We start from the raw sequence: 19020 nt of genomic DNA, 5'->3' as shown, positions 1-19020 counted from the left end.
CTTATCCCATAGCTCATGCGGAAAGATCTCCCCACTGGTAGCGCTTGGCATCGTTCTCGTCGAAGACTTTGCCGCCGCGGTTATTGATGGTTTGGCGTCCACCAACACCGACGGTGCTGTTCAACTCGAACTCACCGGTGACGAAATTGATCATCAGCCCGGTTTTGCCCGGGACATAGTTGGCCGACTGGATACTCTGGGTCAGCTTTGCCACACCAATCGAAGCATCCTGGATGAACGCCGAGCGCATAAACACCTGGCCGCCCTGCACGGTGAAAGGCGTGAAGACCTGGCCGCCTGCCAGCGTACTGACGATCGCGAATCGATCCGCACTCACCAGGAACTGGCTTCGAAGCACTCCCTCTTCGTCCTGCTCGATACCCAGACCAAAACCAGCAGCCACCAACTGGCCGTCGGCGTTGACCTGCATCTTCACCGAGTACATCGTGGAAAACTTGCCGTCGGTGTCGGCCTGGGCCCGGCTTACCGTTTGGATATCCGCAGAGTTATCCTCGATCTTGACGCCGATCTGCTGGATGGCCTGGGCTGTCGCCTGTCGATCGCTCACAACAACGCTCTCGAGCTCGTCCACTGAGCCGCTGACATCTCCCACCTTTGCGCTGAGCTCGGCCTGCCGCTGCACCATGGCCTCGTTCTGCGAGGCGCGCGTCTTCACTTCCTGCGCGAAACTCGCCGAAGCGTTGTAGCCCTGGAGTGCATCGGCAAGATCGCCCTCCCCGTTGTCATCTCGATAGGAAGCCTGCAGCGCCTGAAGGCTCGAAGCTTGGACAGTCACCACGCCACCCAGCTCAGTGATGCTGGTGGTGTTGGTCTCCACCTGGCGTGCCAGGCCATTGGCCGAGACCAGCACCTGGCCAACGTCCACCCAGTAGTCGACGTTCGGCGGCGAGGTATCGACCGGCACCAGCTTAGTGGCCTGATAGATCCGCTTGCCGACCACCACCAGGTCACCCTCGAGGTACACCGAATCGGGGTCATAAGCCGACAGCCCGTCGAGCGCATCGATCTGCGCCTGCAAGCCTGGGATCTTGTCGAGCTCATCGTTGATATCGTCGCCCAGCTCAGTGCGGCCGATCTGCCCGGCGATCAACTCAAGCACCGGCGCCGCGTCGGCGCTGGCCATCCCCATCACACCATTGCCGACGGGGTAGAACGGACCCACATTGCCGGTGCGGTCCACCAGGCGCGCCCAGAAGAAGAACTGAGCACCGGCAGAAAGCGCCTGCATGCTGTAGTTGCTTTGCGGGTGAGCCAAGTCGGCCAGCTTGGTGGCCACCGAAAGATCATTGGCCTGGCCATACCACAGCTCCGTGCGCTGGGTGTCCTCAGCGCCTGGCGGGAAGCTCCAGCGGATACCGATGCCAAACAGTTCGCTGGTGGTGGACAGGAACGCCACCGCCGGCGGCAGGCCCGTCTTGCCTTCCAGGTTGGTCAGCACTGACGTGGTGGGCACCGATGACACATTGGATGCGCTGACCGCGCGAACTCGGGCCATGTACTGGCCGGAGTAGATGCCCGGCACGTCAGCCAGCAGCTCCCCTGTCCGTGGGATCCTCACCCACTCGCGTGCGCCCCACCGCCATTCAACGTCATAGGCCACGGCGTTGGGCACAGCATCCCAGGCGATGGTCATAACTGTGCTCGCGATCCCCTGATCGATGACCACGTTCTGGCTGAGCAGCACGCGCGCCGGAGGATCTTGGGTGCCGATTGGAATCCCGGTGATTGGCCGGGAGTCGACCACCGCACCGTTGTCGATGTAGTCGAACTTACTGGGCTCGTGCTGGATTACCTCGAGCTGGAACTGATGCCACTCCGGCCGCGTGACGTTGCGAACGTAGAATTGCATCAGCTTCAGGTCGTCGTAATCCAGCACCCATCCGCATTCAGCCTGGGGCTGCTCGCTGTAGTCGGCCATGACGGTGACGTTTCGACCAGAGACTGAGCGGACCTGCCGGGCCTCGGACCTACCGCTTGGCAAGTTCACAAACAGGCGAGAGTCCACTGGCACTTCGGTGTCCCGATCCAGGGTGATTACTCGGCCCGCAACGGCAGAGATACGGCCACCATTGGCTCGCCCGGCCAGCGCCGGGTCTGCAACGGCGATCACCTGGCCAGGTCTTGGGATATCGCCGTCGAGCCCAACACGAAAAACTGCGCCCCGGGTTTGCAACTGCTCAGTCATCAGCGCCCAGTGGCCAGCGCGCTGCGCCTGCCCGAGTGACGTGCAACCGATCGCATCGAGCGATGTGTCGCGCACCACGCCCAATTCGGCCAGGGCCTCATCGTCGAATACCGGCTCCTTGTCTGTTTCGAATGACTGCTCCGGGTTGTCCCAGGCGACCATGAACTGAGTGTGGCGATCGCGCGCACGACTGCCGTCGTACTTGATGCCGCCCTGATTGAGGATCTGCGTTTGGTTATAGGTGTACACCGGGTCGCCAGGCATATCGGCATTGACGACGATCTGGCTGCCATCCCAATAGGCCAGCCCGTGGAATATTGAGGCCAGGTCCTGAAGCACGGCATAGGCTTCGGCCTGCTTCTGGAAATACAGGTTGCAGGTGAAACGCGGCTCCTGGCCGCCCTTCCCGTCCGGAACCAACTGATCGCAGTACTGCCCGATCCGGTACAGCGACCAGCGATCCACCATGGTTGCGTCGATGCGATCGCCAAGCCCGTAGTACGGGTGCAACACCAGGTCGTACCAGATCCAGGCAGGATTGTTGGTGTAGGCCTCCTTGAAGGTCCCGTCCCAAATTCCATTGCTGGTACCCGGCCCAGACGTGGCATAGGTGCGAGTCTGCGCGTCGTAGTTGGCTGGCACACGGATAATCCGGCCACGCATCAGGATCGCAATCTTTGCGATATCACCGCCGAACACCTGGGCGTCGTACTCGATGCAGCCGACCGCGGTTAGCGGGTACTCCTGGTCGCTGTCCACAACCTCGGCGATTGCCTCGACCACCATTTCGTCCGACACAAGATCGCTGCCGGCATTGGGAGTGAGGCGGCGCGCGCGGATGGTCCAGCGCGAGCCGGCCGGCAACTCAAGTCGGTGTGAGCGCTCGTATTTTGTGATGTTCTTGCGATCGACGAATGAGGTCAGCACCTGGATGTAGGGGCCGTTGTCGGTCGAGATATCGACCGCATAGTCGATCCGAACCCCGCTTATGTTGCCGGCGGTGTCCTGCTGGCGAAGCGTTGGCCAGCTGAAGCGGATACGGACAGCATCGATAACTGAGTTGTTGATGGTATGCAGCCACGGGGTACCGCTGCGCAGCTCCTGCTTCACATCGATTTCGTTGCTGGACTCAGCGATCCCCTCCAGGCGGTCTTGGTTCAGCTCGCCATTGCGGAACTGCCACTTAACCCCGGGATAGTTGATCGTGCCATCGGGCGCCTGGATCGGCGTACCGGCCAGCTTGATCGAGCGCAAGCCGTCGACGGGGCCGACAATAGGGCCCCAGCTCCAGAGGTAAGTGATTCGCGCAGTGGAAAGCGACGGCACGCTGTTGGAGGCGATGGTAGGGCTCTTCTGCTTGGCCTGCCCGCCCTTGCTGCCGGAAGCTGCTCGGCGTGGCCGACCTGTCTTCTGCGCCGCCTTTTTTGCTACTGCGCTCATGCGCCCTCCAGATAACAAAAAACCCGCCGAAGCGGGTTGGGTGAAGTGGTTCGATCAGAGGTTGTCCTGGGTGTAGATCCCGCCCGACTCAACGGCGCCGCCGATCTCGCGTTCGCCATACAGCAAGGGGTATGGGTTGCCCTGGGCGATGGTTGTGATAGCCGCGCCAAACCCGTAGCTCGGGTTGTTGCCGTCGTCGTTCTTGCCCTCGGCATTGGCCTTGGTGGTCGGCGACAGCATTTGCACAACCCCGCCCAAGCCAACCGCAGCGCCGGCGGCGAGCAGGCCAACGCCCAGGGCGGAGGTGGTGCCGCCTGTGACGAGGCCCGCCACGATCAGCACCGCGCCGAGCAGCGTCTGGAACATACCTGCCTGTTTGCTGCCCTGGACAATCGGCTGAATGCGAATGTCACCTTCAAGGTTTCCAGAAAGGGCGAGCTCCTCGTGAGCCAGATTGCGCTCGTCAACGAATACGGCGAACACCAGCCCGCGCTCGTGCGCTGTACGCATGAACTTCTCGAAGCCAGGCTTCATCGCGCACAGCGCGCTGGTCGCGTCGTAGACGCTGTGCAGGTCCAGTCGGTACTGCTTGCCGAACTTCCTGCCCAGCACACCGCCAAGCTTGATCGTGCGCATCGTCATGGCCGGTAGTCCTTGTGCCGAAGAATCAATTTGACCCGGCTGGCCATCGACCAACCATAGATCTCACGGGCGGCCAGCCGGCCGGGCATGTGGTGGTAAACGAACGGCCCAGAACCACCAAGCTTCGGCGCCGGCTCGCTGACCAGCGCCGGCTCATCGCCCAGGTAAATAGCGGCATGGTTTGGGAAATAACACTCGCGGCCGGGGGTCGGCACTTGCAGGACCAGCATATCGCCGCGGCGCGCTTCGGCGACCTGGTGAAAGCCGGTGGCTGCGAAATTGTCCTCGTACAAGCTCGGGCCATCCTTCTGTTCCCACCACAGATCGCGGCGCTCAAAGTTAGGCAGTTGCAGGCCCGCCTCGCGCGCGTACCAGTCGCGGCAGGCCGACCAGCAGTCCAGCAGGCCATGGGAGAAGTCGCGCCCCAGCAGCGGGGCCTGGAAGCCCGAAGGCTTAAACCACTCGAACTCACCGCCGGGCCAACCCACGATGCCCCAGGGCAACTCGTGAAGCTCACAGCTGACACGATCGGCCATGCTTGGCGTCGGCGCCGCGTCTGGGTGGCTATGGATGATCGCCAGTACGTCGCCCAGGTCTTCCGCCCTGGCCATATCCTTGTGGTCGATCTGAAAGTGCTCTCGCGGCGTGCCGGCGATATTGGCGCACGGAACATACTCTCGCCCGGCGGCCGACTTGATCAGTACGCCGCACGCCTCGGCCGGGTAAGCCTGCTCGGCGTGAGCGCGGATCGCGTCCTGCAATTTTTTGTTGATGCGCATGACTACCTCGAACTTGCGATCAGGCTAGCGCCCATGGACCCGCCAAACCGGCGCGTGTTACCCCGAAGCTTGCAGCTGCTCCACCAGCCCCCACAGCGATCAAGCGCGGGGTTGTCGGTGGGCTGGTTCTTCTTGTCGAACATCGCCGGGCCGGTGTAGGCACAGGCCTCCTGCCGGTACCCGCCACGGCAGGCCCACCGGCACAGCTTGGTGATCTGCTGAGAGGGCAACATCTGACCCTCCATGTCGGTGGGGCTGGAAAGTTCGAACGTCAACGAGATCCCGGGAAGCTCTTCAGTCTTCTGCTCGATGTACCAGATGTTTTTCTTTGCCTGGGCGCTGGCTTCCGGGTTGCCTTCGGGAAAGTTGGCCGCGTCGAGGAAATGGCGGAACGTTTCGATCACGGTCACCCGGGCGCCGGCGAGGTCTCGAAAGCGCAGGCACAGCGCGGTGATTGCGCCGCGAACGCCTTCCAGCTCATCGGTCACCTGCAGGCTTGGAGTAGCCGGCCGGCCATCACCGCGAATATCGAAGCCCTTGGCTTCAATCTGGAGCGGCGAATACAGCTGCCCCTGCCAGATTATTTCCCCTTCCTGTGCATGGCCGTGGAATCGCCACAGCTGGGCCCCCAGGCGTGTAGCGTCGAGCTCGTACAGCCTGATCTGGTTGCCGGGCTCGAGCTTTTGGATCTCGGTGTTGTAATTCATAAACCACCAGAAACAAGAAACCCCGCACTTGGCGGGGCTCTTTGAGGTTGAAGATCAGGGTGTATAGGTCTGCTTGAACGTGAACGACAGCGTCCATAAGCCCGCGCCAAGCGGCTTGGTCTTGTACCCGTTGCACCGGTACCGACCTTGCGCTCCCCCGGGAGGTGTCCAGAGAAAAGACTTATACCCCTCATGCCGATCAAGGAAGTCGCGAACCTGGGCCAGGTCTTCACCAGGGGCCATAACCCCTGAGTGTGTCAGGTTCCAGGTCTGGCTTTTGGTGTTGATGCCGACGCCGCCAGCCTGAGAGTAGCCGTCGCCGAAGTCGTTCGACCAGGTCCGTTGCTCAACATCGCCGTCGGCGCCCAACTGAACGCAGTAGCTGAATGTTTCAACCATCAGACTCGCCTCCAGAGCATGCCACCCTGCCTCATTTCGCCTTGAAGTACGCGGCGAATCTCAGAAACCAACCCCTGGCCCATGGCCTCGCCTTGCTGGCGAGCGGCATCGCCACTCATGCCCGGCTGAGCCTGTACGGTTACAGGAGCACTGATATGAATGCCACCCCCGCCACCAGAAGAATCCGTGACCGCCGTCTGGCGGGCAAGAAAGTTTGTCAGGTCCTTGTTTTGCTCTGGCGCGACCACGCGCTCGCCACCATCCAGAAGCCAAGTGCCCTCCTTGGGGATGCTGCCCATGCCATCGTGCGCCATACCCGCAAGCGCAGCACTTGCCACGCCAGCTACCATTGGAGCAGTTGCCGCAGCCGCGGCGGCAGCTGCTGCTGGTGCTGCCGCTGGTCCAACGATAGGAATTGCAGCAGTCGAGGCGAACGCAGCCAGACTGGCCTGGAACGCCGTAGCTTGGGCGTTGGCCACAAGCGTGGGAACCGCACTCGCTTGAGTAGTTTTACCCACCAGCAACTGCACAGCCTGGTACACCAACCACTGCGCCGCCATATCAGAGAGCGCTTGTAGCGTTGACTTGGCGAAGTCAGCAACCAAGTTGCCCAGGGCATCCCCAGCAGTTTCCGCGCCACTCGCAACATCGGAGAGAAAGGTACTCAGACCGCTTTTCGCACCATCAAGCACAGAGGACGTTGCCTCTGCCGCCATGGCAGAATAATTGGTTGCTGCATCGACATAGTTCTGCCACGCATTACTGACCCCGTCCATCCATTGGTTCTGGGCTTCATCCAGCTGGTTGTAGTAGTCCTGCTGGATGACCAGCCGCTCAGCAAGCGCCTCATCCAGGGCGGCGGTATTCTTCTGATAATTCGTCTTGGCGTCCGGGTCTTTAGCCAGGGATGCGGCTTCGTATTGGGCGTACATCTCGCGGCGCTGCTTGTTGAAGTCCTGGTCAATTGAGAGAAACTCCTTGAGCCGGGCCTTATACTTGTCGCCCTCCCCGGCCCCCGCCAGTTCTTGGGCAAACCCATCCTTGGCCGACCGGTTGCTCTCGCGGAGATTGAACTTCAGTGCAGCGAGCTTGGCAGCATCCTCATTGGCTTTGACCAAAGCCTTTTTGGCATCGAGTTCGGAGGCCAGACCAGAAAGCTCCGACTTCCGCTGCTCGCTGAGTTTTGCGTAGTTGCCGCTGGAAATCTCAAACGCCAGCTTTTCCACCTCAGTTGCGTTTTTTCGCTTCCCTGAAGATTCGTCGATCAGAGCGATCTGGCGTTTATAGTTTTCCTGGGCGTCCTCAAAGGTCTTGAGATTCGTCTTGATTGCCGAGGTGTTGCTTTTGGTTTCGGCGGTTGCCGCCTTGTTCGCCTCTGTCTGGGCCTTTTTCGCATTTGCGGCAGACATGATCGCAACCCGATCCGCCTCCGACAGATCTTTGTGCTCAGCAAGGTATCGCGCCGCTTCTTTTACGGCATCATTATTGTCTTGCAGAGCCCCTACCTGGCCGAGCAAGGTCTTTAGGTACTTCTCGCCAGCAGCGGTCATACCTGTTGTGGTCTGAGTACTGGTCGCTGTAGTTGTTGCCGCTTTACCCATCTCCCCATTCAGTGCGGCGAGGTTTTTAGCTGATTCCTTGCGAATTTCGTTCTGATTGGACCAGGCTTCAGCCCCTTTTCTCAGATCATCCAGTAGCTTCGGAGACACACCTGGTACTTTCGCTGCCTCCTCCAGAACGGGAAGGATGGATTCTCCCTTTCTTCCCGCTTCATCCAGCCTTTCGCTCAGGTCTTTGTAGGCTTTGGCCTTGTCGATAATTTCCTTGTTGCTTGACCCGGAAATCCTCGACGGCAGCGAAATAGAGTCAGACCCAAGAATGCCTTTTTTCAGTTTCTGCTGAAGCGATGCCATCTCGGAACTGGTGGCCTTAATTGCCTCAGCCTGAGCTTCACCCCAGCGCACAAGTGCGCCAGCCTTTTGCTCTTGCGTCAGCAACCGGAATTTCGCAATCACTTCATCCAGCGGGCCCTTCAATCCCTCCAGACCCTGGGCAGCCTTCTCGGCGCTGCTTCTGAAGTCAATGAACGACACAGCAACAGCGCCAGCAATGAAAAGCAGGCCGACTGGGCCTCCCATCAAGGCAAGGAGACCTTTGCCCGCAGTTGCCAGGGCGCCAAATGCTCTCGATGCAATGCTCGCTGCTGCGGCGGCGTTATTTGATGCGGTGGTTAGAGCATTCACTGCCACCGCCGTTTCGGCGTAGGCGACGGCGGCGGAGGCTCTCATCGCGTAAGCGCGCTCGATCTGCGTCGATGTCGCAACCGTCGTAGTAACTAACGATCGCTCCGCCTGTTCAACTTTTCTTGTAACCGCCACTTCAGCAAGGCGAAGCTCTGCGATTCTGGAGATAGATGCCGTACGACCAGTATCAGTAATCTGAGCTGCAAGCCGCTGCTGCTCGAGAAGCCGCTCAGCAACGAGGGAGGCTTGTACCGACTTGATGTTCGCCAGCTCTGATGCTTGACGCACACGGTCAGATGCGACTTTACCTTCGGCCGACTTGATTTCGAGATTGGCTCGTTGGAGCAGGGCTTTTGCGTCAATCTGCTTCGCTTGGGCGGCGTACAGGTCACCCTTTGCAGTCGCTGCTGCCGAAGTGAGCAGCGACTGATTTGCCTTCGCCGCATACAAGGCGTTACCCGCCTGCTGGGCGTAACCACCGGCAACGCGCGCCAAAGCCACATAGAGACCGGTAGTTAACGCCTGAGAAAGAGCGTCAGAGTTCTTCTGCAGAGCAGAAAGCGAACCCGGAAGACTATTATCAATAGCCTTCGAGATGCTCACGAACTCAGCCGCAACTCTGGAGCTTGCTCCAGTCGCCTGGTCAAGCTCGCCGACGAACCTGGTCATGGAGTTGCTGATTGCGGTAAAGCTATTGCCGATGGTCGTTGCTGTCTTGGCGAAGAGGCTGTCCACCGCGCCGGCTTGGCTTTGTAGCGCCTTAACCACGGCCTGTGCAGTAAGCTCTCCGGCTGCCCCCATCGTTCTCAGTTCGCCGACTGTTTTACCCATGCCCGCAGCGATTGCTTGAGATAGTGCCGGGGCCTGCTCCATGACGGAGTTAAGCTCCTCGCCACGCAGCACGCCGGACGCAAACGCCTGCCCTAGCTGGATTAGCGCTGCGTTTGCACTCTCCGCTGAGGCACCAGAGATTGCCAGGGTTTTACTGATGGTCCCCACAACCCCGGCCACACCCTCGCCGGATAGCTTGAGAGCGGCCTGGTTTGTGGCAATTCGCTGATAAAGCTCCGCAGTTGCAGACAAGGGCTGCCGGGAGCTCTGTGCGATATCGAAGACCGCCCTCTGAGCAGTCGCCAGTTCAGCTGAACCGCTTGTCACGAGCTTTAGGCGGTTGGTTAGGGAGCTGTAGGCCTCGGTGGCCTGATACACGCTGCTCACGCTGAACGCTGCCGCCAGAGGCCCGGCAATCTTCGATGCGACACTGGAAAGGGACAGGAACTGCCCCTGGAGCGCCTGGATACGTGAGGACGCAGCATCGGCAGCGGCGCCAGTGCTGGCGACAGACCGGGAGGCACGATCCATGCCCTGCTGGAAGCCGCCGATTCGGGCGATCAGATCCAGGGTCAGCGTTCCCAGCGAGCGAGATGCCATTAACTTTTTCTCCAGGCAATAAAAAACCCGCACATGGCGGGTTTGGAAACCTTGATTGTCTACCCTTCCTTGATGCAAGGAAGATACATTTTGTTTTCAAATTCGTTGATCGATTTTTCTTGCATGGCCTTTGTGCCGTATGCAGGCTCCTCATAGGCGGCAATAACAAATAGACGAGAAATTTTTTCAAGCGTCTTGTTGTCACTCTTGCTTAGCTCAATAGCCTTCGTCATGGGCACACCAGCCTGCCTTCCAGCCATTATTTGTTTAGCTAGAAAGGCCATAGCTTCGCAGTTCTTATCATCCGCATGCACCAATGAGGATGACGCAAGCAAAGCAAATAAAATCAGTGAAATCTTAAACCTAGACATAAGCAACACTCCATGTAAGAAGGTGGCAATCTACCACCATCCCTGGCGGTGATCACGCCCACTCCTCCATGGCCTGCTCTAGGCTCACCTCCGCCCGCGACACATGCGGCATGAAATCAACAAGCTCCGCCTTGCCGCCATTCATTCGGTTGACCTGATGCGCAACAATCGCGCCGCAGAACTCCAGCCGGCGGCCCATGTTCAGCGAACCGTACTTATCCCGATATGCAACCCAGGCCAGCACCTCAGCGTATGAGATATTGGCCTTGGCTTCTGCGATGGTGCACCCGCCGACTCCGTTGAGCACCAGTTCGTGCCACAACTCATCGGCGGGGGTCAGTTTTTTGCCGGGTTATTGACCTCGTTCACGGCCTGCAACAACACCACCCCCAGGCTGGAGTCGAGGTTTACAGCGTCCTCGAATGGCAGCTCTTCGTTGCCCGTTTCGCCCAGCATGATGCTGGCAGACAGGTAGCGAGCGTTCTTGAAGCGTTCCGCCTCACCGCCGGCGAACATGGCCTCCATCACACCGAAGGCATGGCGCCGAATGTGCACCTTGAACTTCTCGGTTACCTCTTTGCCCTTGGCGTCGAGGTGCTTCCACTCGACTTCGCGCTGTACGAGGGCGTCAGCAATGACGCCCCCCTTCTTTTTCAGTTGAGCCAGGTTCATGCGAGCCCCTTACGCGGTTTTGCGAATCCAGGCGGAACCGCCGGAACGCTGAATGGATACGGTAGAAGCCACCACCGCGTTCTGCGCGAACGAGAACGGGAAGTCGGCCACGTAGCCCTGGAAGGCGAACCATGTGCGCGATTCCGGCAGTTCAAAGTCGTCGCCAGCAGTGTTCAGGGTCGGCGGCGCAACACCGTCAGACCAGCCAACAACCCACTTGATGGTGGTGTCGCCGTCGGTTTCGGAAAGTTGGTGCAGCCGAATGTGGCTCGCGTTGTTAGGGTCAGCGTTGAGCCCGAGCGAGGCCTGGCCGGGGGTGCGCAGACCTTTTTTATAGCTGCGTTCCTGAGATTCTAGGCAGGTGTCTTCTACCTGCTCAGCTGGCGAGCCACCCGGGTCGAAGGAGGTGGCGCATTCGATGGCCATAACGGTCTTCGGGCCGGTACCGGTCAGCGGCGGGACCAAGGCGAAAACCTGGGTACCCTGAGTCAAAATCGACATAGTTTTCTCCAAATGTCGGGCATAAAAAACCCGCACTTGGCGGGATGGTTTGGTTGGGTTGGATCTTTATCGCTGGACTATCCAGTCCACGTCGAAGCTGTACCGGTAATTCTTTGTTACCGGGTCGCGGCTCTCACCGCCCCATCGAGTGATGTAGGCGCAAGGCTCTATGGCATCGCGCAAGGCCTTGGCAACAGCTCGGGCGTCCTTGGCGCAAGTGGCAAACACATCGACCTGCAGCGTAAATCCGTCGATGTCTGGGCGCCCGGCCAAATAGTTATCGGGACTACCGCTGATGGTCTGCCAAACCGCATAAGGCTTTACTGTGTCCTGTGCGGCCTCGCCAAATGAGTAGAGGCGCTGCGGCGGGCTGCCCAAAAGCGCGATAACTCCAGGGTCGAGAGCGCACACCGCATTGATTGGCGCAAACATCAGATTTACCTCAATGCAATATCGATCTCACTCATCAGCTCAGACGAAAAGCGGCTGGTGACCGGGTCGATGTTATTGGCGAAAGCTGGTCGCATAAAAGGCGCCGCCGGCGTGAACTGGGTGCCGAATTCGATGTATCGCCAGTGCCTTGTGTCTCCGCCAGGGTTGCCGCTGGCATCCTTGCTGTGTTGGTTTGCTCCCGCGCCGCCCCTAACGCCTACTCGCATCACCACGCCGCCCTCTCGACGCGATTGCTTGGTCGCCTCCTGGGTGATGATGTTCTTCCAGATCTTTTCCTTGGTTTCCGGATCGTCGATGACCTTGGCGGCATCACGAGCAGCGTCCCGGACGATGTTCATGGCGCGCCTGGCGGCCTTCCGGAGACCGGAGCGCTGTAACTTGGGTGCCAAACCGCGCATCTTCTGCACAACGCCGTCGATGCCCTGCAGGTTGAACCTGATCTCGTCAGCCATCGTTCACACCCTCAGAATAAGGCAAGGTCAGATATTCCCGGCCTGACTTAGGATCGGGTAGAACCGCTTGGATGTTGTAGATCCTGTCACCCTCGATGCCGCGCATGGCCGCTTTGATGTCAGGGCGGTACCGGATCACGATGCGGCCGACTTCTTCGGACTGAGCAGCCTTGGCCTGGATGAACTCACGACCGCTGAGCGGGTTAACCGCCGCCCACAGAGTGGCAACGTCAACCCACGACGCCTCGATAGGCTCCATGGTTTCGGGGTCCATCCCGTTCACTCGCTTTTGGAATCTAATGCGGTGGCGCAGATCGCCCGCCCTCATCACACACCCATCTCGATGCGGTATGGCATCAGCAGCGATTGAGATCCCGAAGGAAGCTCGGTGACGGAAACGCCCGTGACCGCATCCTCTCGCGAGTTGTAAAGCTTGCCGGCGATCAGTAAGCAGGCGGCCCGAATAGACGGATTGATCAGGATCGGATCAGTACCAGCGTTGCCAGCCAGGACGTCGGAAGTGAGTGCGTTGCCGTCGGAATAGAAACGACGGTTCAAAAACTGCGCCGCGCTGTCTTCTGCAGCCTCCAGCACCAGCGTGACGTAGCTCTGATCCTCGCTATCGGCTCGCAAATGCTGCATAGCCACGTCGATCGAGATAACAGTCATTTCAGGCACCTTTCTTCTTGCCAACTAGCTTGCCTGCCGCTTTTTCACTTGTCAGTGGATCGGGCGACTCTTCTTGCTCGGTCAGATCAACCAGAGGCTCGCCGTCGTCGTCGCACTCCACGGCATAGCCCATTTGGATCAACTGTCGGGCGTGCTGCTCATCGGTGATGAACAGCGAGCCCTCTGTCAGCGTCTTGCCGCCCAAGTACAGCGGCTTGCGGGTAATCATTTTCATGGTTGCCTCCAAAGGCCGCCCGAGAGCGGCCTATCCAGGGTTAGCCGCCAGAAGCAGCGGGCGCGGTGAACGAGCCATAGATAAAGGCTTCTGGTCGCTTAACGGCCAGCGCCGCACGCTCTTCGCAACGGATCGAAATCATGTTGTTCTCGAAGTCGTCTGCGTTCTCAGTAGAGATCACCACGTTGGCATCTTCACGGTCGAACAACTGCGCGCCGGTTTGGAAGGCACCGGTGAGGAACTTGCCCTGGAAGGCCGCGATCTCGGTCGCAACAACAGGCAGCCCCCACAGCAGAGGACCGCTCAGGCCAAGCGGGTTGGCGAGAATGTACCGGCCAAGGCTGTCCTTAGTCAGCTCAATCTTGGCCCAGTCAATGAAGTGGAGGACATGACCCGAGGCCGGGAGTCGAGCCAACTGCGCCTGCAGCATCGCCAGGCGCAGATCATCGATACCAGACTGCTTATCCACGTCAAACGCAGCATCGAAAGCAGTGGCCTGAGGAACGATGCCATGCAAATGAACGCCGGTGCCGTCCCCGAAAAGGATCTCTGCCTCTTCTACGTATTTCAATCCATAGCGCATTTCGACATCAATGGTCGATTGCAACTGAGCGAAGTCGTCAAGGATCTGCTTAGATGCCTTGAACATGTGTGCCAGTGTGCTCACGGCGGTCATCTTGGTGGCGAACTGGATATCGCTATACGGCTTCTTGGTGCCCTCAGCCACGACACGCGCAGCATTGGTGAAGCCAGTTTGTTGCACCCAGAAAATCGTGGGCTGAGTGGTGCGACCAGGTGCAATCAGGTCGCGAATGAACAAGCGCTGCTTGGGCGCGACATCAATGCCGGGAAGGCGCTGCGGCTCAACCACGCCGGCGGGCACGTTGGTGCTGAGCAGCGCCGCGTGAACAGGGATGCTGACACGACGGTTACCTTCGACGTGGGCAGAGAATTGCTTCAGCGCTTCGCTTTTGATGACAACGCCGCCGACAGTGTCACAGGACGCAGCGGCCGTGCTGGCTGGAGTGCGTGCAAATTCTTGCTCAAGCTCGCCGAGCTGCGCCTTCAGTTGCTTCTCGGCCTCGGTCAGGCTGTTGAATTTGGTCGCCAGCTCGTCGACTGCACTTTTAGTTTCCGCCGACAGCGAACCAGCCTTCTTGGCTTCGGTCAGGGCATTTTCAGCCTGCTTGCTGAATTCGTCGGTGGCCTTCTTGAGTTCGTTGGAGACGTTCTTCAACAGGTCCGCAGTAGTTTCGCTCATGGTTTTTCTCCGGTTTGGATAGCTGCTTCCGAGAACCGCGAAAGCGCGGCCTGTAGCTCGGCAATGGGGTCGACCAGGTCGGTCGGGATTGCGGCAGCGTTCTGCTTGCCGGAGGTGGTAGCGCCAGGCGTACCAGCCTTGAGTTCTTGAATGAGGGCGCGGCGCTCGGAGCGCGGCATGCCCTGTTTTGCCAGGATCAGATCCATACGGCGGGCGGCAACCTGGTGTGGCGCCGATGCGCCCACATCCTCGATAGCCGCATCCGACGAAAGCAGGCTGTCGGCAAACCCCGCCTCGATAGCAGCGGCGCCGCCCATCCAGGTCTCGACATCCATGAGCTTGCGCATGGCTTCGATTGGGTCGCCGGTTCGCACGGCGTAGATATCGGCCAGGGTGCCGTCGATCTGCTCGAGGAAGTCAGCCACCTCTCGAATGTCGTTGCGATCGCCGGCGGCCATGGTCCAACTGTTGTGGATCATCAAGAAGCCAGCACGGGCTATCTGGATCTCGTCAGCGGCCATGGCAATGAAGGAAGCTGCTGAGGCCGCCAGACCAAGAATCTGCACAGTTACCTTGCCTTTGTGCTCTCGAAAAAGGTTGTAAATGGCCAGCCCTTCAAACACATCGCCGCCCGGACTGTTGATCTTAACGACAACATCGTTGTCGCCAATCGACCGCAGTGCGCCGCTGATGCGCTTTGCTGTTACCCCCTCACCGGTCCACCAGTCGTACCCAATAGGGTCATAAATGGTGATGGTGTTGTCGTCAGTGCTCGCAGCCTTGATCGATGGATTCCACCGTTCCAAGGCCTTCGGCGTCAGGTCGCAGTGAACCTGCGCGCGCGGCCGAGCCTCCGGCGGCGCCGGAATGGTCTTTAGGGTCATTGGTTACTCCAGGATCAAGCGGCGAGAAGCCGTGGTAGCGATATCAGCGCATGGGCCATCATTGGCCCGTCAGGATTTCCAGCATCAAGCGCCTTAGATGCCAACTCAAAGGCCTCATTGATCGCTTCTTTGTCACCGCTTTGGTTGGCAGCTGTGATGCGCAACATGAAGGCTGTGGCGGCCGGCGACATGCCTGCGGACTGTTTCCCTAGCTGGTCGAGTGGTACAAGCGCCGACTGAACGGTGAACGTATCGCCGCCCGGGATCGGCGCCATGTTTTCCAGCCGGCGCACCTCGTTGCGGCACATCCAGCCGTTTTGCAGCGCCGTGCTGTACCAGGCGCCGCGACCGGCGCTGTCAGCGCGCAGCAAGCCTTCTACGGCGAACTCAGCGAAGAACTCGTCAGCATCAGCCTCACCGATCAGGCATCGGGTGATCTCCTGTTCGATATTCACCAGCAGCGGACGCAGGCTATTGGTGAGGAAGTGCAGGTTCTGCGCCTCCACCGAGCTGGCCCAGCTGGACTGCTTGTCCATGTGCCCAACCATGAAAGGCGGCACCCGGAACCATCGGCACATTTCCTCAATGCTAAACGAGCGAGACTCCAGCATCTGCGAGGCTTCGGGGTTCATCGTGATCCCCTGGTACTTCAGCCCAGCCTCGGCCACCATGATCTTGCCGGCGTTCTTGGAGCCCATGAAGGAGCCGAGACTGCTGCGCAACTGCTCGCGCTGTGCCGGGGTGAGCGTCTTGTCGCTGGAGAGGATCCCGGAGGCCTGCATACCCTGGGCAAAGACCTTGGCGGCCGCCTCTTCTACCGCCATGGCCGATCCAAATATCTCCTTGCCAGTCGTTACGGGCAGCATCCCGCACACGCCATCCAGACCAAAGCCGCGGATATGCATCAAGGTTTTTTCAGGAATGTCGCGCTCTACGCCGTTCTCCGTGTATGTGTACTTGAGCCGGCCATTGTCCTGCCGCTTGACCCGCATGCACTGCGGCAGAAGCGGCACCAGCGCGATAATCCGGCCCGCCAGCATCTTCTTCTCAACGAAAGCGTTGCCGCGCAGACAGATGCTCGCAACCACCAGCAGCATGAAACGCTGCGGGGTCATTTCCGAGTTAGGCACCCGGCACAGCAGCCGATACAGAGGATGGTCAGTCGCCGGAGCCCTTGACCCATCCGGCAGGCGGCGGTACAGCTTCAGCGGCAAGGTCGACACCGACTCCGAAAGCAAGCGGACGCAGGCCCATACCGTGGACAGCTGCATGGCTTTATCAACCGATACGTGCTGCCCACTGATCGAACTGCCGAACCACTCCTGCCAGAACGAACCATCCTTTAAGCCGATGGGCACACCAAGCCAATTTTGAAGAGTGGCCTTGATTCGCCCGGGTTTCTTTTCGCGCGCCATCAAAGCCCCACCATAATTGGATTGTCGAAAAAGCCCTGTAGATCACCGCAACCCACCGGGTTCAGTGCTATGAGCGTTGTTGCGTCGAAAGTAGCCATAAGTGGGTCAATCTTTGCCGACCCGCTCACCTGCTTATTGATTGCGATCGCGTTACCTACCGCGACCGTTCTGGCGTTGCCGACACACCAGGCCATAAGCCGTGTGCCACCGTGAATGAACTCGCCGCCGGCCACCTTGCGCTCAGTGGTCTTGATTGCGCCATTGAGACGCCAGCCTTGGGAGATCGAAACGATCTGCTCCATGGTGATTCCGCGCTCTTCGGTGGTCAGCTCGTCAACTATGTCGCCGATGCCAGCTGAGTCGACGCCAATTGCCTGTTTGTCGGGCAGAAGGCCTGCGTCACGAACTTCACAGATGATGTCAGCCACCTGCTGCACATCGTCGCCGGGCCGATCAACAATGGTCAGGTCGCCATCTGCTTCGAAGTCACGCAGGTTAGAAACGATGTCCTTGCGGCGCTCCAGCGCGATCTTGTGAGCCCAGGCATGTGCCCAATGCAGCCAGCGCCGCGTTTCACGCTCACGACCAATTAAGCTGAGCCCCAGCAGGTCGTCCAGCCCACCACCATCAATACCCACCACGATCACTTCGGAACGCAGCAGCAGTTCGTCAAAGGTCAGCGAGTTGTCGCCGGCAGCCTCCCAGTGATCAGCGCCGGCCCAGCGATCCGTGCGTAGGTTGAGGCCGATTTCGATGTTCAGGTGTTTGGCCAGGAACTTCTGCAGAGAGCCGTCCGAGGTGCCTAGCCGTTTCTTGAGCTGGTCCTCTAGCCACTCAGCGCTCACCGACCGACCGATGTTTGGGTTGGTGATGTAGAAGTTGTCCGGGTTCAGATACTCCTTGCTCGCAACCATGCGCGCAGGGAATTCGTAGAGCACACCCAGCGTCTTGCGGTCGACAACCTTGCCGTCGCGCACCTCGCGCCAATACTTCAAGCGCTCCTTGAATACGCCTGCAGGGGGTTCGTCGCTCTGGGTAGTCAGGTAGATCACCCAGCCCTCTTCTCGAGAGATCTGCCCGCCAAGTGCCTCCATAAACATCGACTCGGCATTGGCGCGCTTGCCGAACACCCAAAGTTCATCGACCAGCACCTTCCCCGACTTTTTACCGGAAACGGTGTCAGTGTCGGCCGCAACAACTTTCAAGGAGTTTCGCGTGGTGCGATCTGTGATCGTCCTGATGTGATCCTGGATGTGGAACATCGCTGACAGCTCTTCGTCAGCGCGGACCATTGCCGCGGCTGGCTTGAACGCGTTGTCCGCAACCTCGCGCGTTGGGGCCAGGATCAGGTGCTCTTCTTCCTCTCGCCAGCACAGGATCAATGCAGTGAGCATGATGCCGGCGGCGATGGTACTTTTCGTGTTCTTCTTGCTGATCAGCAGGCCAAACTCGCGGATCAGTTGCTTGCCGGTCTCGGCGTCGTAAGCACCAAAGATGCATCGGACGTAGTCGAACACCCACTCATCGCAGCAGTCGGCCATCCTTGGCTTGCCTGGCAGATCCGGAACGCGGAGTTCCTTGAATATCTGAAGCGCGCGCTCGGCTTCGTCTACAAAAATCGGCGGCGGAATAATCGACTCATGGTCGATCAGGCGCTGCTCCCATTCAGGGCATGCGGTCGACCATTCCATAGTTAGACCTGCTTACCGTTTGCTGCGACCAATTTGGGCGGGGCCTGCCTGGAGAACTTTCCAGCGGCCTTTTCCGCCGCTTCCTTCGCTGCATCCTTCTTTCCGCCCTCGCCTTTACGGGAGTGAACGAATGGCATCAGCGCCTTGGCGGCGTCGACGCGTAACTTCGCCTCGCTTTCGAGGTCGTTCATGACAGCCAAAAGGAAATCCTTCGGGTCGGAATGTCTCAGGGCTCGGGCCAAATCGAATCCGCCCGCAAGCGGCTCTTCAGGCAACTGGTCGGCGCCGACCGGTGACACTGTCTTACCGGATGGAGCATTAACATTTTTGTTAACGCCGGCCTTGGCGAGTGCAGCCATAACGTTTGGGTGTTTAGCCAGTCTCGAACCGGCGACTGAAGCGCTGGGGGCCGCGTAACCAGCGGCTATTGCTGCGTCCTTATTCGAGGCGCCACCTTGCACGGCGACGACAAAGGCGCGCTGTTTAGGTGTTAACGCCATTAACAAAAACCTCAAAAGGGGAAATAATCTGCGCGTGAGAGGGGGAGTGGTGTCCGAGACAAAAGGTCC

20 protein-coding genes are annotated in these 19020 nt (G+C 59.3%); all 20 read right to left on the bottom strand.

The features are described 5' to 3' along the window. Positions 1–13: 13 nt before the first annotated feature. The 20 genes from MF4836_RS01110 to MF4836_RS01015 all read right to left on the bottom strand — a co-directional run bounded on the left by MF4836_RS01110 (position 14) and on the right by MF4836_RS01015 (position 18951). A complete protein-coding gene (locus MF4836_RS01110; RefSeq protein ID WP_078468709.1) occupies positions 14–3646 on the bottom strand; it encodes a host specificity protein J in 3633 nt (1210 codons plus the stop codon). A 54-nt stretch (positions 3647–3700) separates the two neighbouring features. Then, positions 3701–4288: a tail assembly protein gene (locus MF4836_RS01105; protein ID WP_078468708.1), complete on the bottom strand. Its 588-nt coding sequence runs from the start codon at positions 4286–4288 to the stop codon at positions 3701–3703. After that, positions 4285–5067 carry a C40 family peptidase gene (locus MF4836_RS01100; RefSeq protein WP_078468707.1) on the bottom strand — a complete coding sequence of 261 codons (783 nt, stop codon included), beginning with the start codon at positions 5065–5067 and terminating at the stop codon, positions 4285–4287. The genes MF4836_RS01105 and MF4836_RS01100 overlap by 4 nt, the downstream gene beginning before the upstream one ends. Before the next feature lie 2 nt (positions 5068–5069). Next, positions 5070–5774, bottom strand: a complete 705-nt coding sequence (locus MF4836_RS01095; protein WP_078468706.1) for a phage minor tail protein L — start codon at positions 5772–5774, stop codon at positions 5070–5072. A gap of 54 nt (positions 5775–5828) precedes the next feature. Beyond that, complete coding sequence (locus MF4836_RS01090; RefSeq protein WP_078468705.1) at positions 5829–6173, bottom strand: phage tail protein; 345 nt, start codon at positions 6171–6173, stop codon at positions 5829–5831. After that, positions 6173–9847 (bottom strand): phage tail tape measure protein, encoded by a 3675-nt coding sequence (locus tag MF4836_RS01085; RefSeq protein ID WP_078468704.1) that lies wholly within the window; start codon positions 9845–9847, stop codon positions 6173–6175. The genes MF4836_RS01090 and MF4836_RS01085 overlap by 1 nt, the downstream gene beginning before the upstream one ends. A 59-nt stretch (positions 9848–9906) precedes the next feature. After that, entirely contained in the window at positions 9907–10218 is a 312-nt protein-coding gene (locus MF4836_RS01080) for a hypothetical protein (protein ID WP_078468703.1), read from the bottom strand. Positions 10219–10270: 52 nt separating this feature from the next. Next, positions 10271–10525: a phage tail assembly protein T gene (locus MF4836_RS01075; RefSeq protein WP_078469127.1), complete on the bottom strand. Its 255-nt coding sequence runs from the start codon at positions 10523–10525 to the stop codon at positions 10271–10273. 29 nt (positions 10526–10554) lie between these two features. Further along, on the bottom strand, positions 10555–10890 hold the full coding sequence (locus MF4836_RS01070) for a phage tail assembly chaperone family protein, TAC (RefSeq protein ID WP_078468702.1): 336 nt from the start codon (positions 10888–10890) through the stop codon (positions 10555–10557). 9 nt (positions 10891–10899) lie between these two features. Beyond that, positions 10900–11391, bottom strand: a complete 492-nt coding sequence (locus MF4836_RS01065; protein ID WP_078468701.1) for a phage tail tube protein — start codon at positions 11389–11391, stop codon at positions 10900–10902. Between the two features lie 66 nt (positions 11392–11457). After that, a complete protein-coding gene (locus MF4836_RS01060) occupies positions 11458–11823 on the bottom strand; it encodes a DUF3168 domain-containing protein (protein ID WP_078468700.1) in 366 nt (121 codons plus the stop codon). Positions 11824–11828: 5 nt separating this feature from the next. Next, the gene (locus MF4836_RS01055; protein ID WP_078468699.1) at positions 11829–12296 is read right to left on the bottom strand and encodes an HK97-gp10 family putative phage morphogenesis protein; all 468 of its coding nucleotides are present in this window, start codon (positions 12294–12296) and stop codon (positions 11829–11831) included. Beyond that, on the bottom strand, positions 12289–12624 hold the full coding sequence (locus MF4836_RS01050) for a phage head closure protein (RefSeq protein ID WP_078468698.1): 336 nt from the start codon (positions 12622–12624) through the stop codon (positions 12289–12291). Before MF4836_RS01050 ends, MF4836_RS01055 begins: the two co-directional genes overlap by 8 nt. Further along, a complete protein-coding gene (locus MF4836_RS01045; protein ID WP_078468697.1) occupies positions 12624–12965 on the bottom strand; it encodes a head-tail connector protein in 342 nt (113 codons plus the stop codon). The genes MF4836_RS01050 and MF4836_RS01045 overlap by 1 nt, the downstream gene beginning before the upstream one ends. Position 12966: 1 nt before the next feature. Beyond that, entirely contained in the window at positions 12967–13200 is a 234-nt protein-coding gene (locus MF4836_RS01040) for a hypothetical protein (protein WP_078468696.1), read from the bottom strand. A 40-nt stretch (positions 13201–13240) separates the two neighbouring features. Further along, the gene (locus MF4836_RS01035) at positions 13241–14461 is read right to left on the bottom strand and encodes a phage major capsid protein (RefSeq protein ID WP_078468695.1); all 1221 of its coding nucleotides are present in this window, start codon (positions 14459–14461) and stop codon (positions 13241–13243) included. Further along, positions 14458–15345, bottom strand: a complete 888-nt coding sequence (locus MF4836_RS01030) for a head maturation protease, ClpP-related (protein ID WP_078468694.1) — start codon at positions 15343–15345, stop codon at positions 14458–14460. Before MF4836_RS01030 ends, MF4836_RS01035 begins: the two co-directional genes overlap by 4 nt. A gap of 14 nt (positions 15346–15359) precedes the next feature. Next, on the bottom strand, positions 15360–16760 hold the full coding sequence (locus MF4836_RS01025) for a phage portal protein (protein ID WP_078468693.1): 1401 nt from the start codon (positions 16758–16760) through the stop codon (positions 15360–15362). Further along, complete coding sequence (locus MF4836_RS01020) at positions 16760–18451, bottom strand: terminase large subunit (RefSeq protein WP_078468692.1); 1692 nt, start codon at positions 18449–18451, stop codon at positions 16760–16762. The genes MF4836_RS01025 and MF4836_RS01020 overlap by 1 nt, the downstream gene beginning before the upstream one ends. Before the next feature lie 2 nt (positions 18452–18453). Further along, positions 18454–18951 (bottom strand): terminase small subunit, encoded by a 498-nt coding sequence (locus MF4836_RS01015; RefSeq protein WP_078468691.1) that lies wholly within the window; start codon positions 18949–18951, stop codon positions 18454–18456. Positions 18952–19020: the final 69 nt, after the last annotated feature.

The organism is Pseudomonas sp. MF4836 (assembly GCF_002018875.1).
Classification (GTDB): Bacteria; Pseudomonadota; Gammaproteobacteria; order Pseudomonadales; family Pseudomonadaceae; genus Aquipseudomonas.
The sequence above is the reverse complement of the archived record's forward strand: the minus strand, read 5'-3'. Positions and strand labels throughout refer to the sequence as shown.

What these genes read in the sequence shown, in the direction of transcription:
- MF4836_RS01110 (WP_078468709.1), bottom strand. Translation starts at nt 3,646, where the DNA reads ATGAGCGCAGTAGCAAAAAAGGCGGCGCAGAAGACAGGTCGGCCACGC.
- MF4836_RS01105 (WP_078468708.1), bottom strand. Translation starts at nt 4,288, where the DNA reads ATGACGATGCGCACGATCAAGCTTGGCGGTGTGCTGGGCAGGAAGTTC.
- MF4836_RS01100 (WP_078468707.1), bottom strand. Translation starts at nt 5,067, where the DNA reads ATGCGCATCAACAAAAAATTGCAGGACGCGATCCGCGCTCACGCCGAG.
- MF4836_RS01095 (WP_078468706.1), bottom strand. Translation starts at nt 5,774, where the DNA reads ATGAATTACAACACCGAGATCCAAAAGCTCGAGCCCGGCAACCAGATC.
- MF4836_RS01090 (WP_078468705.1), bottom strand. Translation starts at nt 6,173, where the DNA reads ATGGTTGAAACATTCAGCTACTGCGTTCAGTTGGGCGCCGACGGCGAT.
- MF4836_RS01085 (WP_078468704.1), bottom strand. Translation starts at nt 9,847, where the DNA reads ATGGCATCTCGCTCGCTGGGAACGCTGACCCTGGATCTGATCGCCCGA.
- MF4836_RS01080 (WP_078468703.1), bottom strand. Translation starts at nt 10,218, where the DNA reads ATGTCTAGGTTTAAGATTTCACTGATTTTATTTGCTTTGCTTGCGTCA.
- MF4836_RS01070 (WP_078468702.1), bottom strand. Translation starts at nt 10,890, where the DNA reads ATGAACCTGGCTCAACTGAAAAAGAAGGGGGGCGTCATTGCTGACGCC.
- MF4836_RS01065 (WP_078468701.1), bottom strand. Translation starts at nt 11,391, where the DNA reads ATGTCGATTTTGACTCAGGGTACCCAGGTTTTCGCCTTGGTCCCGCCG.
- MF4836_RS01060 (WP_078468700.1), bottom strand. Translation starts at nt 11,823, where the DNA reads ATGTTTGCGCCAATCAATGCGGTGTGCGCTCTCGACCCTGGAGTTATC.
- MF4836_RS01055 (WP_078468699.1), bottom strand. Translation starts at nt 12,296, where the DNA reads ATGGCTGACGAGATCAGGTTCAACCTGCAGGGCATCGACGGCGTTGTG.
- MF4836_RS01050 (WP_078468698.1), bottom strand. Translation starts at nt 12,624, where the DNA reads ATGAGGGCGGGCGATCTGCGCCACCGCATTAGATTCCAAAAGCGAGTG.
- MF4836_RS01045 (WP_078468697.1), bottom strand. Translation starts at nt 12,965, where the DNA reads ATGACTGTTATCTCGATCGACGTGGCTATGCAGCATTTGCGAGCCGAT.
- MF4836_RS01040 (WP_078468696.1), bottom strand. Translation starts at nt 13,200, where the DNA reads ATGAAAATGATTACCCGCAAGCCGCTGTACTTGGGCGGCAAGACGCTG.
- MF4836_RS01035 (WP_078468695.1), bottom strand. Translation starts at nt 14,461, where the DNA reads ATGAGCGAAACTACTGCGGACCTGTTGAAGAACGTCTCCAACGAACTC.
- MF4836_RS01030 (WP_078468694.1), bottom strand. Translation starts at nt 15,345, where the DNA reads ATGACCCTAAAGACCATTCCGGCGCCGCCGGAGGCTCGGCCGCGCGCG.
- MF4836_RS01025 (WP_078468693.1), bottom strand. Translation starts at nt 16,760, where the DNA reads ATGGCGCGCGAAAAGAAACCCGGGCGAATCAAGGCCACTCTTCAAAAT.
- MF4836_RS01020 (WP_078468692.1), bottom strand. Translation starts at nt 18,451, where the DNA reads ATGGAATGGTCGACCGCATGCCCTGAATGGGAGCAGCGCCTGATCGAC.
- MF4836_RS01015 (WP_078468691.1), bottom strand. Translation starts at nt 18,951, where the DNA reads ATGGCGTTAACACCTAAACAGCGCGCCTTTGTCGTCGCCGTGCAAGGT.